The organism is Bacillus cereus group sp. MYBK108-1, assembly GCF_051917185.1.
Lineage (GTDB): Bacteria > Bacillota > Bacilli > Bacillales > Bacillaceae_G > Bacillus_A > Bacillus_A cereus.
Genome location: NZ_JBQAHZ010000038.1, coordinates 1 through 15,417 on the forward strand (window position 1 = coordinate 1; position 15,417 = coordinate 15,417).

Sequence of the window (15,417 nt, forward strand, 5' to 3'; positions counted from 1 at the left end):
ATTTATCTTGATTATCAATCAACTGCTGCATATATGCTTGATATTCTGCATTCAATTGTGTATTGTTGCTCAATGATTCACGATATGAGTCATAATTTTTCACATCGTTTGTACGGATTAAATCTTGAAGCTTATCAAATGTTTCAAATTGATGATTATACAAATATGACTGTAGTGCAAAGGAATACTTATAAAAGTCCCATGATCCATATTTTGAGAACAAAGTTTGCTTTGCTGTATAACGGCTTGCTGGATTAGATGATAAGCCACTTATCATACTTTTACGCGGAACAACATTATTTGTACGTGTAGATCCTGCAAAAAATTCTGCATTTCCTTCTTGGAACCAAGTTAATCGTTCATTTTGATACATTTCTCCGCTTCCAAATAAACCAGGAACCTCATACCTTCCTTGTAAATAATGAGTGAATTCATGACGGAATAACTCTTCTAAACTATAAATACTCTGTTTTGGCGTACGCTCATATGTAAAGAAGGTCCCCTTCTCTTCAATATAAATTCCACCGTTGTTTGTTTCATATCCATATAATTGTCTATTTAATTGATATTCATCTGGATTATTATAAATTACTATTGTTAGTACATCATCAGCGTTACCTGGTTCTAGCGCTTTATCATTACCAATTACACGGTGATATTGTGCTTTTACTTCTTTGGCTGCCCAATATAATTTCTTAATTTTTTCTTCTGTTACTTTATCTCCCGTCTTGAAGACAATTGATCCGTCATCAAATGTATATGTTTTAGGTAAGTATTGTCGTTTCCCTTCTTCACGTATTTTCTGTAGATCTACTGCATTTCCACTATAATCTTTTCCACCATAATTTGTTTTCATTTGTTCTACTGCTACAAAATAAGGTCCACTTAGACGAGGATACAAGCTCATCGCTTGTGTAATAACTTCCAATCCTTTGTATGGATTACTATGAAATTTCCCTAAACGACCTGCATAATAAATGCCATTATTAATTAGCCAACTATTTTCATTTGTTATATTCCCCACGAGAGCAATTCTATTAACCTCATTTATAAAGTTATCAATCTTTCCATACCACATTGTTTCATTAGGTTGCTTATTCGTATCCTGCAAATAAGACTGTATATCATAATCAATTCCTTTTACAATTTCATATACGGCTTGTCCTTTCGCATAATCGCTTACATACGTAGAAAGATTATCATTATATTGTTTTAAAACATTTACCGCATACTGTACTGTTTCAGTATCACTAGAGGCATTACCAATTAATTTTCCATACGCAGTTACTACTCTATCTTGCTCAGCTGTACCTAATGTAAAGTTTCGATTTTTCGCGATTGCTTTCAATGCTGGTAAACACTTGTCATGGAAGCTTCTCTCTTTTAAGTAACTTAATTCATTATTATAATATCCCACATAAAAAGCAGAACGTAATACTTCAACAAATGTTTCAATGCCCTTTGAATTTTCTTTCGTAAACGTCCTTCCTCGTTGTCCTAATTCATTAATGATAACGTTCATGCGTTCTTTATTCTGATAAAATGCTTTCGTATCTTGATTGAATTGAAATAAATCCGTAATTTGATTCCAAGAAATTTTTGATAATGTATCAATGAGTTCGCTATTAGGCATTTTATTCAGTTCTGCCAAAGTATAGCTTTGCTTTAATTGAATTTCATCACGTTTCATAACCAGAGTAGGACGTTGTGAAAAATCTCCTATTTTTAAACGCTCTTCAAAATTCAAAGTTTCGTCCGCTTTTGTAGCATGTACAATTTCATCTTTTGAAGTTTCTGTCCCCATTGGTTTCATCTGTAAGATATTATAGGGTGCTGTTTCTTCTGCTGATACCTGTGTTTGAATACTTCCAAATGATAATGCCATCGTACTAATTCCGATTATCATTTGAGTAAATTTTAAATTCTTGTTCATTACATTTCCTCCATTTATATATTCCACCCAAAAATATAACATTTTATCTTAATAAATTATTATAATATGTATTATTTCATATTTTATTAAATGAATTTCCCTATAAATTGATATTAAATAAAATATTATAGAATTTCTTTCTTTTTTTCATCCTTACTCATCAATTGGATATATCTTTTGTTTGAAATTTACGGGTTTGTCGCAAGAAATCAAACTCTCTGGCAAGATTTCGTAAGATATTTGGCGATAAAAAGCTTTGAATTTCTTGAGCAAATAGTTGTAATTCATTGGATAAAGAAATAGACATACAAAAACGCCATCCTTTCTTATAATTTTACAAAAAGAATAACGTATTTTTTTATAAAAAATACTCGTCAAAGTGTAAAACAAAAAGGGCTATCTCAGCCCTTTTTGTTTTATAAATCTTCTATATCATATTCGGTATATCCCTCATAATAGTAACTAATATTAATACCTTTCATGAATATTTCACGACTATTTATTTCATCAACTAGTGCATTTTGGAGTAAATGCTTAATTTCAATATCTTTAATTGGGCTGCGTTCCATTGTCAGTAAATAATCTTCTTTATCAATTTTATTCCAGTCGACCACCTGATGAAGTTCATTTTTAAAGATTAAATCTAGCCATATTCTAGTCGCTCTACCGTTTCCTTCTCTAAAGGGGTGGGCAATATTCATTTCAACATATTTTTCAACAATTTCATCAAAGTTTGTTTGTGGCATAGTGCTAATATGCTCTAATGAATGGCTTAAGTACATAACAGGGGCAAAGCGAAAATTCCCCTTCGCTATGTTGACCTTTCATAAGGCTGCTGTGGTAATGGATGGTTTTCTTTCTGCTGCTGCTGCCAGATTGCCTGTACCTGATACAGGTTCAGCGTTGAATGATATTTTAACTCACGCCACAAGTTTAGCCAGTTTTTTAATCAGTCGAGAAGGAACCATTATCAATGAGTTAGTTGGCGAAGGGCAATTTGATTCGAAACTAGCAGAGGAATACCGTACTCGATATTTCCAGCCACGCCGACTGCAAGCAAAGCAACTTCTGGAGAAGGGAATTAACAGAGGAGAATTAAAAGAAAACCTCGATGTTGAATTAAGCATCGATCTCATTTACGGACCAATTTTTTATCGTTTGCTAGTAACTGGTGAAAAGTTGGATGATTCCTATGTACATGACTTGGTTATAAACGCATTCGACGGGATACGTTTGAAGTAATTAACATATAAACAATAATTTAGATTTCCACTGTTTCCTATACTGGTGTTAACTTGCATTAACTTGATAAATAAAGTATCTAATTTTTTAAAACTGTTGTATATGGGATTGTCCCCCGTATGCATCAGTTTTAAAACAGGCTTAATCTACAAGCTAATTACACTTCCTTTTTTATTTTTGGCATGTTGTAATGTTTATTAATTATTGATTTTTCATTTGAAAATAGATAAAAACCACATAAGAACCCTGAATTTGTATTGTATACAGTTTACTATTCTAATTAGTTTTGATAAAATATCTTCTGTTTACACAGGAACGGAAAGGTTTTAATCTCTTTCGAATCTAAGTTTTAATCAAATAAATGAATGGCTGTAATTTGTCTACAATCGTAGGTATAATAATAATATGCACCAGACTCCATACACATTGTGCTTGTATAGATGGTATTGTCTAATATCCCTTCTTCCGTGATTACTCCTCCCTTAGTAACTTCGCAATTTGATAAGATATAAAAAACGGCTGATATTCCCTCTTCTTTTAAATCGTGACATATTTTAGATATTGATGTCATTGGATTAAAGTAATAATTACTTAAAAAATTAATAAATAAAAACCCTCCACAACAAGGAGGGTTTAGTATTCTATATAAATAATCTTTAAATGGTAGACTTAATATTTTATTGTATTGGTCCTAATAATCCCATAATTTCTTCAGCTTTTTGGTTTTCGATGCTATAGTAAATTTCTAACCCCTGACGATTTCCTCTTAGAACCTTCCCTCTCATTTTAGATAAGTGTTGGGAAACTGTTGATTGTGGAATGTTTAAAATTTCGGTCATTTGGGTTACATTTAGTGTTTTATGTTTAGAAAGCTCATTGATCAGTTTTAAACGCATTGGGTGTGCCATAAGTTTTAAAAGCTCTACATCCTCTTCTAAAATTGTGTTCTCTACATGCTGATTCGCAAATCTTGTCATAGTATCCGCTCTCCCTTATTTGTTTTCTTCTAATGTAGTGTAACTTCCTTATTACATAATATTAGTATGTTTGAATATTTGTTGTTAAAAAATGATACTTAAAGTATACAACTTTAGTTTGTGCTAGTAGTGGAGTTAATGTGTGGTTTGTATGAAGTTTTGATTTACTATTCTAGTCTGTTTAAACTAGTATAAAAGTTATGCATATAATTAAAAAGACAAACCCTCCAAGATGGGGAGTTTGTCCAAAACCATAATCTCTTTAGTTCAACAATATAGTATTCAGTTCCAATAAGAATTTTTATTTTTTCCATATCCCACGTTTTTTGCATCAGTACTACCAATAGTGAATTAGAATAATGACTTAATACTTGCTAGGACAGTAAGTATGCCTATTATAATGACAAATACATTGCTCATCTTACCTCTATATTTAGCTAGTACAGGTACTTTACGAATTGCATACATTGGTAATAGACATAAGATAGCAGCAACTAACGGACCGCTAAGGGCATCAATGATTCCAAGAATACTTGGATTTGTATAAGCAACATACCAACATGTTAATACAACAAAAGTAAGAATCATTGTCTTAACTGTTTTTTCTCCTATATCTTTCCCACGTTTTTTACCGGACTTGATAATCATGTCACGCATTACCTCATACGCTCCTATATAATGGCCAAGGAAAGACTTTGTAATAGCCACAAATGCAATCATAGGAGCTGCAATAGTGATTACTGGCGAATTAAGCTCATTAGCAAGGTATGATAGGATTGACAAGTTCTGTTCTTTTGCCACCTTAAGATCATCTGGAGTCAAACTTAAAGTACTGCTCCAAACAAAGAACATAACAACAGCGAATGTCATGATATAACAAACTTTTTGTATTTGAGCACACTTGGCATCAGTAGCGTCTATTCCATAACTAGCTCTCTGCTTCACAACAAATGATGAAATCATAGGCGAATGATTAAATGAAAATACGATAATTGGAAGTATCATCCATATAGTTCCTAAATATCCTGTTCCTGTTGAGGCAGTAGAAACACTTGAAAAACTAAGCATTGACGTATTCCACTGCGGAATCAAAGATATTGCGATAAAAAGTAGAGAAGCTATAAAAGGATACACTAGCATGCTCATGATCTTTACAGTTATATCTTGACCAAAATTTAGTATAGCGATAAGACCGAGTACTAAGACAAGCGATAAAATGGCCCTTGGAGGCTCCGGCATGTGCAATTGATGCACGATAAAACTACTAGCGGTATTTGTAAGTGCGACCGAGTACATCAGCACAATCGTATAAATGGATACAAAATATACAATGTTAAAAATGATACTTGCCTTATTTCCAAAATACTCTCTTATAGTACCTGTAATCCCCTCATCGGCAGAGTTCGAAGCGTAAATCATTTTAGCGAGCGCTCTATGTGAATAATACATAACAGGATAGGCAAGTATGGTAATTAACAGCAATGATAATAAACCACCTGAACCTGCATTAATCGGTAAAAAAAGTACCCCTGCTCCAATTGCTGTTCCAAAAAGGCTCAATGCCCAGGTAGTATCCTGTTTATGCCACTTTTTAGGGTCTAGATAATTCTCATTTTGTACTGCAGTATTATCAGCTTGAAATTCTATGTTTTTTGCAGTATTCCCATTCATATAATAATTCCTCCTTATGTCCTATTCTCAATTCTCTATTTAAGGTATAGGAATATAGACCGTTCTTGAAAAATGAATTGCTTATATAGTGCACCACAACGAATATCCCTCTTCTAAATTAATCAAAATCAAAAAGTTAGCGAAGCATCAACCTGAAGATTTTTTGCCACTTACAAAATATTTTAATTATATAGTAGTATATTTTATTGATAATTCCCCCAGCATACAGACATCCTTAGGCGAACTATAGAGTACATATTGTTAAATATTTCACAATATGCTCGATAGCTGTTTATTGATTTGATTGTTTCTCCCCAAAGATTTTATTTTTAATGGCAATCCCTGTAGGTGTAGCCGCAATTCCGCCTAAACCTGTCTCTCTTAACTCACGGGGCATCTGTCTTCCAACCCTATACATTGCTTCAATAACTTCGTCAGCATTGATGATATTGTTTACGCCGGCTAATGCGATGTCTGCTGCTGCTAAAGCATTTGTCGCTCCAATGGCGTTTCTCTTTACACAAGGAATTTCTACCAAACCAGCGACCGGATCACAAACTAAACCGAGTAAATTTTGTAATGCGGTCGAAAAAGCTTCAGAAGATTGCTGTGGGGTTCCACCCGCAGCTTCTACCGCAGCTGCAGCCGCCATCGCTGAGGCACTTCCTACTTCAGCTTGACATCCTCCGTACGCTCCTGAAATACAAGCGTTGTTTGCGACTATCGTTCCAAATAACGCTGAAGTGAATAGAAAATGAATCATATCTTCATGATTTAACTGCAACGTATCTTTAATACTAAATAGGACTCCCGGAATCGTCCCACTCGCACCTGCTGTTGGAGTTGCACAAATAGCTCCTAATGCAGCATTTACTTCATTAACACCGATAGCACTTTGAATCCCTAACACCATCAAATCTCCAGAAAGAGTTTTCCTATTTTCTTGATAGTTTTTAAGTTTTACAGCATCCCCTCCGGTTAACCCGGTTGGAGAAAATACACCGTCGCCTTCGATACTTTTATTAATTGCATGTTGCATAGTCGCTAAATTTCTTTCCATTTTACTCCAAACTTCTTCATAAGAAGTTTTAGTTTGTTTGATTTCCTGTTCGATTGCTAATTCATAAATTGGCTTTTGGTTTTTATTAGCTGAATCCACAATCTCTTTTATGGACATATACATATTTTTCACTCCTTAATGTAACTAAAGAATAATAAGGTTAGCTATATTGCTTAAATCCCCTAATTCCTTCTGAACATTACCAGGCAATATCGAATCCAAAGCGAATGCATATAAATATTTTGTTTTATCTTCCAAACTATGAAAGCTGTTAATTTCAACATCATATTGTTTAAAGATCCTGCGTAAAACAAATTCAAAGTCAGCTCTTTCCGAAATCGCAATAACAACTGGCAATGGCCCCTGCAGATCTAAGCTAAAACCATCAATTTCAACATGTTTGACTTCAATCAACCCACCACCAACCGAAATACCCATCGTTCTAATACTTCGACTTTCATCCTCTACATATACATCTACCGTATTTGGATGACCAGCAGGACTATTACCCGATTTTTCAATAAAGGTAATGTCAATTCCCTTAGACTCTGCTATTTTAATAGCATCTGGCACTTTGCTGTCATCGGCAGCAAAGCCTAATATACCAGCAATAATTGCAAAATCAGTTCCGTGACCTTTATGGGTTTCAGCAAATGATTCATAGTACTTTACCACAACTTTTTTGGGAAGACCTTGAAATAATCTATTAGCAACTGTTCCAATAGCCAAAGCACCTGCAGTATGTGAACTTGAAGGACCTATCATTATGGGCCCAATCACATCAAAACAACTTTTGTATTTAACAATCTTTTTTTCTTTAATAGATGCTACATTCATGTCCATATAAACACCCCCATAATTTATTATTTTTAATTACAGTTGAATCTAAGTTATTGGAATGACCAATTTAAAATAAAATTTGTTTGATAGCGCTTTCTTTATTGAGTTGAATAAACTTCCCTTCTGATCCACTACCCTCCGTATAGTAATCATATCAATATATCAAATTTTTAAACCCAAACGAGGTTTGGTATTTTCTCTAGAGGTATTGAATTATGTCTCGACGCCCTCATTATAACTTGTATATTTATAAGTTTAATCTTTTTTTATTTTTAGAAAGATTGAATAGACAGAATTTTGAATGGGTAATAAATTACACTTAGTATGTAGCAATTGTGTCCTTTGTTTGAAGCTGTATTAGTTAGTAAAAAAGCAAAAATAACACAGAGTTCCTTTCATAAACACATTGATTATATTGGAAAATCATTATAAAGATACTTACATTGTCCTTAGTTAGGATATCTTATTTGGGACGGGAAACCTGTTGCAATAAATGATTGATGTAGATGGAAAGGAATACATGAATGAACCATAAAGTAATTTATGTATATTAATTAATAATTACTCATTAATATTTATTGTCAGAAAAGAGGAACTTCTTTTTTGCAGATCTTTACATAAAGTAATACTATAAAAGATAAGTTCCAAATAACACTAGGGATCCCTAGTGGAATCCATTTTATACTGTTTTTATATGAAAAATCCTCTTCAAAACACAAATAAAAAAGGGCAATTTCAGCCCTTTTTTATTTATAAATCCTCTATATCATATTCAGTATATCCCTCATAATAGTAACTAATATCAATGCCTTTCATGAATACTTCACGGCTATTAATTTTATCTACTAGTGCATTTTTGAGTAAATACTTAATTTCAATATCTTTAATCGGGCTGCGTTCCATTGCCAGTAAATAATCTTCTTTATCAATCCTATTCCAGTCAACCACCTGTTGAATTTCATTCTTAAAGATTAAATCTAACCATATTCTAGTCGCTCTACCGTTTCCTTCTCTAAAAGGATGGGCAATGTTCATTTCAACATACTTTTCAACGATTTCATCAAAGGTTGTTTGTGGCATAGTGTTTATATGTTCTAGTGAATGGCTTAGATACATAACAGGAGCAAATCGAAAGTTTCCCTTCGCTATGTTAACCTTTCGAATCTTTCCAGCAAAGAAATAAATATCTTCAAATAGATAATTATGAATGTCAGAAAGACCCTTAAATGTGCCAACTTCTATGTGGTTTATTTCTCCTGAATCATATAAATCTTTGGCTTTCATTTTTGATAGTCGTTCTTCTACTCGATTCAATTCTAACTGATTTTTGATACCTAATTTATTTTCTAGCACGGTCATTCTCCTCTTTTTCTGCCATTAATTCTTTTAGCATATCCAAATCTTCTTGTGTGGCTAAATTCTTGATGAAACTTCTAGCCATAGTTTTATAATTAAGGTATTTCGCTTGTTCTGGATTACGTTTTTTATAGTTTTTTATAGTTTTTTGTGGCTTCATTTTGCGCCTTGCTGTATGCTATTCTCTCGCTCACTTTCAAGTATATAAGCATATTATATATGACTTAGTAATATATTCAAGTGAAAGGAAAGCTAGTGCCGAAGCCTTAGTCTATGGCTATATCAAATATATAATTTAAAATTTTATCATTTCACGACATTTATCTTTTAGAATAAGATAATATTCACCTTCAGAGCATCTTCTTCTCAAGATGCTTTACAAATTTATCGTTAAATATGGATTTTTTTTCAAAAACATGTTTACTCAAAAAACTCATATACCCTTATAGGTGTTGTAAGCGTTAAAGAGTGCTCTGGACAAGCACTCCTTAACGCTTACTAAATAACGATTCTACATGTAATGGAACTTCTAAATATAAAAAATATGAATCCTTTTCATTTTTATTTTTGAAAAATAATATCACTTGCTACATAGAACAAGTGATATTACAACGTATTTACTTAAGGAATTGCAACTCCATCAAAAGAAATCTCTTCATTTTTAGAGATCGAATTGCAGATTTCCTCGATACTCATAATCTTTGCACAATATGAACCTAACCACTTTAAATCTCGTTCTTTATCTTCAGGTTTCGCTGAAACAACTGCATCTTCTGGTACGATTACATTATAACCACGGAAAAATCTATCTGCTGCAGTTGTTTGTACACAAATTTGAGTTTGCATACCCGTAATAATAATTGTATCTACCTCTAAATTTTTTAAGGTTTCATCAAGATTTCTCTCAAAAAAACCACTATCTTTATTTTTCTCAATAATATCTTTTTCATGAAGAAACTCAGGTAAGATTTCTGCACCTTTAGATCCCTTTGTGACTGGTAAAAAATCACCATATCGTTCAGCTTTCGGATCATCTTCTAAGTTAATTAACTGTAGGTGAACAATAGAAACATCATTTTCTCTCATAGTATCTAAGAAAGCCACCATTTTAGGTGTAAACGCCTCCACAGCTGCAATTCTAACCTCATTTTATTAACCAAATGGTACTGTAAGTCATCTGTGAGCAATGCATATTTCATAATAATCCTACCTCCAATTAACTAAGAATTTTCTAAAAAGTTTTTTCTGAAAAATAATACCTAATAGGACTCTATTTCCCACTAGGTATTATTTTTACGCTTTTTATTTAGAATACTCTCTCATATGTAATTAAGGTTTTTCACTCTCTGTAAAAAGTGCTTTATGTTCTACTGGAGAAGAAAGCACTATTAAGGTTGTAGGCTTTCCATACTCTAAGCACAAATTAATATAGTCTTCGAGTGTATGTACTGATTCTGTCACTACCTTTGTTATATAACTATATAAACCGGCAATACGATGGCATTCGACTACATCTGGATGTTCCATTGCAAATTTTTTATATTTGTTGCAATCTCTTGGTTCCATTAAAACAAACGCGGTAATATGTTTTTTTAATTCTTTCGGATTAACAATCGTACGATAACTTATAATGACACCCTGTTCTTCTAGTCTTCTGACCCGCTCTGTAACAGAAGGGGAACTCAAACCTACCAACTTTCCTATTTCAACCATACTTAAACGTGCATTTTTCTGAAGATGTGAAAGAATCTTTAAATCTGTTTGATCCATTAATGTATCTCCCCTTGATAAATTAAGAATACAATTAATAATTCTTAAATTTTTTAAGAAATTTATAATTAATACATAAATTATAGCATGTTATCTTTTTTTAAAACTTTATATAATTGATATCAATTAACGAAAGAGAGGCTGAATATCTTGACACAACAATCATTGAAACGTTCAATTACTTGGGTACAAGGGACTGCATTAACTATAGGAGCTGTATTGGGTTGTGGAATTCTTATATTGCCCTCAATTACTGCAAATAGCGCTGGACCAGCTTCGCTTTTATCTTGGGTTATCATGTCTATATTAGCTTTTCCCATTGTCGCGACTCTGGCACGTCTTGCTAAAATGATTCCTAGCGCAGGAGGAATTACAGCTTATGTTCAAATGGCATTTAATGCAAATACGAGTGCCATCCTAGGGTGGATTATGTTAGGATCTATTCCTATTGGAGTACCTATTATCGCTTTAACAGGTGCCCAATATATTGGCTATGTTTTTCCAATAAGTAATGCAGGAGTTATTGGCATCTCGGCATTACTTTTGATTACTTCTTTACTCTTACATATTAAAGGAATTGAGTTATCATCAAAAGTAAGTGTGTTTGTCATTTGTATAATTTCACTTCTAATAATTGTGGCTGTTGTCGTTTCTATCCCCTATGTAAAATTAAGTTCTTTTACACCTTTTGTACCAAACGGATGGTCTTCTGTTGGAGCTTCTTCTGTAATTATCTTTTTCTCATTTGTAGGATGGGAAATGATTACCCCATTAGCTGAAGAGTTTAAAAGACCTGCTAAAGATATTTCCATTAGTCTATTTTTAGGGGCAATTTGCATCTCAATTATGTACATTGCAATATCTTTTGTAACAATAGGGACTCACTCATATGGTAATAAGAACCAGATAGCTTCCCTTAGCATTCTAATATCAAAAGGATTAGGACCAATAGGTACATATATAACCACTATTTTAGCAATTTTCATTTCGTTTAGTGCTGTACATGCTAACATTGCAGGTTTTTCAAGAATGATTTACGCTCAGGCTAGAGAAGGACATTTCCCTTCCTTCTTTGCTAAATTACATTCTAAATTCCAAACTCCAACTAGGGTTTTACTAGTTTTAGGCGGAATTTTTAGTTGTATTTTAATTTTTTATGGTATAGCACGACCAAATTTAGAGATACTTCTAAAAGGCCCTAGTGTAATTTTTATTGCCTCGTATATTTTTACAATGCTAGCTGCTCTTAAGTTATTAAAAGTTCAAGATATAGGTTGGTGGATGGCCTTCCTATCTTTAGTTATATGTATTTTTGTATACTCATTTAGTGGTTGGGCGATTTTCTATCCAGTAATCTTATCATTCATAGGTGGGATCTATATACTTATGAATAAAAAGTCCAGCACTGTAATCAATCATCAATTAGATACACCTAATGAAAAATAGTTTCATAATCTCTATAAACTAATTCTACAAACTATATAATGTTATTAACACTATCAAGATTGAAATAGATATAAATTCTGCTAACTTATAATTAGCTCAAATTAACTTTATAAAATATGAATAATTATGTGTATTTAAGAAAAAACCAGGATAACTTTTTAAAATCATCCTGTTTTTTTCTGTATAAAATGAATTTCGTTATTTTTATTTATTTCCCTAATTTATATATTTCTTCACAATAAATAAACAAACATATACATTGTTTAATTATATAAAAAATACATAATTAAACACCCCTATAAACTACATAAAATTTAAACCAGCATATCAGCAAAAGTAGAACCAACGTTGTTTTTACGCTTCATATGCTTTTCTAAATATATTTTAGTCGTTTGAATATTTTCATGGCCAAGTGTTTGCATTAAATGATATAAATCTGCATTACCTTGCTCTACTGCCATAATTGCAAAAGCATGACGGAATGTATGCGCCGTTACTGGATTTTCACGATACAGTAGAAACTCTAAGTTTGTCTTTTTTATCATATCTGTTACTTGATTCGATAATATTTTAGAGTTATAAGCATTTCCTCTTTGATTTATAAATACCGGACTCTCATCCCCTTTATCCAATACCGTTTTGCATCCTCTTCTTAGCCTCATTTCACAAATACATTGATATAAATGTTCCGAAATAAAAAGTTCACGCACTTTATCCCCTTTTCCAGTGACTTTTAACCAGTACTTGCTAGAGCCAGTAAAATTGTATAGTTTACTAAATGTCCTCTTTCTTTATAAAATCCTAAAATTTTCATAACCTCATCATAGGATAGGTCCCGATTTGGCCGATCCTGCTCATTCACATTTGCGCGCTGTAGTTCTTCATGAAGAGGCTTTTCAATATAAGAAAATACATGAAGATGTTTTAGAAAAGAACGAATGAGCACTGTTTTCTTTGCAAGTGTTGCGACTGCATATGTGTCACCATTCCTACCGTTCTCTACCTTCTTCAACCAAGAATTATATTTGCGAATATGCCAAGGTTGTAATGTTCTCAATAAAGAGTCCTTTTTCTGTACCTCTTCCCCATTTAATTCAAATTCTTCTGCATACTGCACCATGCACTGACAAAATGACAAGATTTCAGATATATAACTCTTTTTCGTATCCTCTTTTCTATTCTTCTTCTCATCCATATCTTTTTGTAAATGTACGAAATGATAAATGACCTCCAGGTCACTTAAATACGTATATTTACTCTTTCCCTCTTTTTCCGCAACCTCCATCTTCTCTTCCACCATATCTACATAACGGTTATTATGCAGGTATGGGACAATATCTCTTATATTCTCTAAATATGCATCTATATATTTACTTTGATTATTTATGATAGGTAAATTTTCTTTTACAATTTTATTATCCATATTTCAAATTCACCTCTCCTATTGTAGATTATGAATATAATTATTTTTAATAACTATACTTATCATTTTATTTCACTTCTATTAATTATACAAATGATAATTCATTTACTTTCTGTAAGAACGTTATATTCTTCTTTATTTACTTATAATTATATTTTTTTATAATTTATTACCGAATAGATATTATTTAACAGTTAACTAATTAAAATTAACAGCGATTTTATAATAAAAATCACTATTAATTTTAATTTACATATAAATTAAATGAAAAAGGTTTTCAAGCCATAATAATGAATACGATATTTAATAAAATCTATTTCTTATTTTAAATATAAATCAGATTCTGATATGATATATACATACCTAAAATATTAACAAACGATAGTTATGGAGGTGTCCTTTCATGACACAAGATTTATTATTCATTACAAAACCTACTGTAACGACAAAAGAGGCAGCCGACTTATTAGGAGTAACGGTACAAACAATTTTAAAAAAAGAAAAAGATGGATTAATAGAATGTGTATATAAAGATAACTGGAAGCAATTCGGTAGTAAGATTTTCTATTTAGAGGATATTGAACGTTTAAAAAATAAAAATGAGGTTAAAGGCCTTAGCACGAAAGAAGTAGCTGAAATTCTTAATGTTGCACCATCTACTATCTTTACATACATCAAATCTGGAAAATTACCCGCAACTATGGTAGAAAAACAAGGAAAACAAGTATATATTATCGATGAGGAAGAGCTAGAGATTTTTATGCTTGATTATGAAAAAACTAAAACAAAAGAACGAAAAACATTTATTACTAAGATTCAAGATAAAGATATATATTTATATCAATTATTAAAACATCTACACACTGGAAAAACCGCTAGGGTAATAGAGATTAATGGAGGAGACGGCAAGATTCTTACAGAGGACGAAGAAATTTTCCCTCTATCCACTTATAAGGAACATGATTACTCCTTTGAACCTTTCAATAAAAAAGCGGTAATTACTAAACGAGGGTATTTATCTTTTTCATTTAAAAAACCTCAATTATTTAATTCCATTACTTATAATTTAATAAACTTATTTTATAAGGAGCTAGGTGTCACAAATATGCGATTGAGTATTTCATCAGATACTATTAAATTAGAAATTAAGCCTTTCGTATTACAAGTAGATCCATTGCAGTTTCAAGAGGAGATTAAGTACTTACATTCTCATATGAAATCTGGCACGATCCTTCCACATGTAGAAGGTATTTACTTTAAAAGTAATGTAGAGCCATTAACTTTTCATGTAGATCATCAATTCAAGCAAAAAGTAGTTCAGATGGCAGCCGGTGCCGGTATGGGGCAGGAAGAATTCTTATTGCAAGCTGTAAAATCTTATATAACAAATTTAGAAAAACATTAAATTTGTTATAAATTAGAAGAAGCGTAGAAATTAAACCTTTCTACGCTTCTTAAATTATTCAATTTAATCATTCTATTCTGTGGGAGCGTCACGCCCCGCGACATTCTTGTTTCTTCATTTTGGTTCTTATTATCCAAATTACCCACTTATTTTTATTCCCAATGGGTGCACCTGTCTTCTTTTGTTCGTACACCTTTTCTGTCCCATTGGTATCTGTTCTTCTATAATTTTATGTTTTTATCACTTACATCATATTTCTCAGCTACATCCTTATACTTCATACCTTACATTTTA

At 32.1% G+C, this 15,417-nt stretch carries 10 protein-coding genes and 5 pseudogenes; 3 read left to right on the top strand and 12 right to left on the bottom strand.

Translation table 11 applies throughout. The features are described from left to right. Both colA and ACTFSL_RS28850 read right to left on the bottom strand, forming a co-directional pair. Positions 1-1,933 (bottom strand): collagenase ColA (gene colA, locus ACTFSL_RS28845; RefSeq protein WP_440042817.1); only part of this gene is annotated, 1,933 nt, incomplete at its 3' end. A 416-nt stretch (positions 1,934-2,349) separates the two neighbouring features. Next, a pseudogene (locus tag ACTFSL_RS28850) lies at positions 2,350-2,757 on the bottom strand (Fic family protein); the annotation flags it as partial. Between the two features lies 1 nt (position 2,758). Between ACTFSL_RS28850 and ACTFSL_RS28855 the strand changes: the two are divergent. Further along, positions 2,759-3,175: pseudogene (locus tag ACTFSL_RS28855) on the top strand (TetR-like C-terminal domain-containing protein); the annotation flags it as partial. A gap of 280 nt (positions 3,176-3,455) precedes the next feature. Here ACTFSL_RS28855 and ACTFSL_RS28860 read toward each other — a convergent pair. The 9 genes and pseudogenes from ACTFSL_RS28860 to ACTFSL_RS28900 all read right to left on the bottom strand — a co-directional run. Next, positions 3,456-3,719 (bottom strand): annotated as a pseudogene (locus tag ACTFSL_RS28860) (linear amide C-N hydrolase); the annotation flags it as partial. Positions 3,720-3,852: 133 nt separating this feature from the next. Continuing rightward, positions 3,853-4,152 carry an ArsR/SmtB family transcription factor gene (locus tag ACTFSL_RS28865; RefSeq protein ID WP_000196515.1) on the bottom strand — a complete coding sequence of 100 codons (300 nt, stop codon included), beginning with the start codon at positions 4,150-4,152 and terminating at the stop codon, positions 3,853-3,855. Between the two features lie 351 nt (positions 4,153-4,503). Continuing rightward, positions 4,504-5,823: an aromatic amino acid transport family protein gene (locus ACTFSL_RS28870; RefSeq protein ID WP_088338284.1), complete on the bottom strand. Its 1,320-nt coding sequence runs from the start codon at positions 5,821-5,823 to the stop codon at positions 4,504-4,506. A 292-nt stretch (positions 5,824-6,115) separates the two neighbouring features. After that, positions 6,116-7,006, bottom strand: a complete 891-nt coding sequence (gene sdaAA / locus ACTFSL_RS28875) for an L-serine ammonia-lyase, iron-sulfur-dependent, subunit alpha (protein WP_088338283.1) — start codon at positions 7,004-7,006, stop codon at positions 6,116-6,118. Between the two features lie 21 nt (positions 7,007-7,027). After that, positions 7,028-7,726: an L-serine ammonia-lyase, iron-sulfur-dependent subunit beta gene (gene sdaAB / locus ACTFSL_RS28880; RefSeq protein ID WP_088338282.1), complete on the bottom strand. Its 699-nt coding sequence runs from the start codon at positions 7,724-7,726 to the stop codon at positions 7,028-7,030. Between the two features lie 747 nt (positions 7,727-8,473). After that, complete coding sequence (gene fic / locus ACTFSL_RS28885; protein WP_033690372.1) at positions 8,474-9,082, bottom strand: protein adenylyltransferase Fic; 609 nt, start codon at positions 9,080-9,082, stop codon at positions 8,474-8,476. Then, a complete protein-coding gene (locus ACTFSL_RS28890; RefSeq protein WP_256942729.1) occupies positions 9,063-9,239 on the bottom strand; it encodes a hypothetical protein in 177 nt (58 codons plus the stop codon). The genes fic and ACTFSL_RS28890 overlap by 20 nt, the downstream gene beginning before the upstream one ends. 461 nt (positions 9,240-9,700) lie before the next feature. After that, positions 9,701-10,278, bottom strand: a pseudogene (locus ACTFSL_RS28895) (isochorismatase family cysteine hydrolase). Positions 10,279-10,408: 130 nt separating this feature from the next. Continuing rightward, positions 10,409-10,849 carry an Lrp/AsnC family transcriptional regulator gene (locus ACTFSL_RS28900; protein ID WP_088338281.1) on the bottom strand — a complete coding sequence of 147 codons (441 nt, stop codon included), beginning with the start codon at positions 10,847-10,849 and terminating at the stop codon, positions 10,409-10,411. 150 nt (positions 10,850-10,999) lie between these two features. On the opposite strand from ACTFSL_RS28900, the gene ACTFSL_RS28905 reads away from it, so the two are divergent. Beyond that, positions 11,000-12,295 (top strand): APC family permease, encoded by a 1,296-nt coding sequence (locus tag ACTFSL_RS28905; RefSeq protein ID WP_088338280.1) that lies wholly within the window; start codon positions 11,000-11,002, stop codon positions 12,293-12,295. A gap of 314 nt (positions 12,296-12,609) precedes the next feature. Here the strand turns inward: ACTFSL_RS28905 and ACTFSL_RS28910 are convergent. Beyond that, positions 12,610-13,718: pseudogene (locus ACTFSL_RS28910) on the bottom strand (tyrosine-type recombinase/integrase). A 403-nt stretch (positions 13,719-14,121) separates the two neighbouring features. On the opposite strand from ACTFSL_RS28910, the gene ACTFSL_RS28915 reads away from it, so the two are divergent. Continuing rightward, positions 14,122-15,123 carry a helix-turn-helix domain-containing protein gene (locus ACTFSL_RS28915; RefSeq protein WP_063538697.1) on the top strand — a complete coding sequence of 334 codons (1,002 nt, stop codon included), beginning with the start codon at positions 14,122-14,124 and terminating at the stop codon, positions 15,121-15,123. Positions 15,124-15,417: the final 294 nt, after the last annotated feature.

Bases quoted from the DNA above. Each gene is read 5' to 3' on its own strand.
- ACTFSL_RS28890 (WP_256942729.1), bottom strand. From the start codon at position 9,239: ATGAAGCCACAAAAAACTATAAAAAACTATAAAAAACGTAATCCAGAA.
- ACTFSL_RS28915 (WP_063538697.1), top strand. From the start codon at position 14,122: ATGACACAAGATTTATTATTCATTACAAAACCTACTGTAACGACAAAA.
- ACTFSL_RS28900 (WP_088338281.1), bottom strand. From the start codon at position 10,849: ATGGATCAAACAGATTTAAAGATTCTTTCACATCTTCAGAAAAATGCA.
- ACTFSL_RS28865 (WP_000196515.1), bottom strand. From the start codon at position 4,152: ATGACAAGATTTGCGAATCAGCATGTAGAGAACACAATTTTAGAAGAG.
- sdaAA (WP_088338283.1), bottom strand. From the start codon at position 7,006: ATGTATATGTCCATAAAAGAGATTGTGGATTCAGCTAATAAAAACCAA.
- ACTFSL_RS28870 (WP_088338284.1), bottom strand. From the start codon at position 5,823: ATGAATGGGAATACTGCAAAAAACATAGAATTTCAAGCTGATAATACT.
- sdaAB (WP_088338282.1), bottom strand. From the start codon at position 7,726: ATGGACATGAATGTAGCATCTATTAAAGAAAAAAAGATTGTTAAATAC.
- fic (WP_033690372.1), bottom strand. From the start codon at position 9,082: ATGACCGTGCTAGAAAATAAATTAGGTATCAAAAATCAGTTAGAATTG.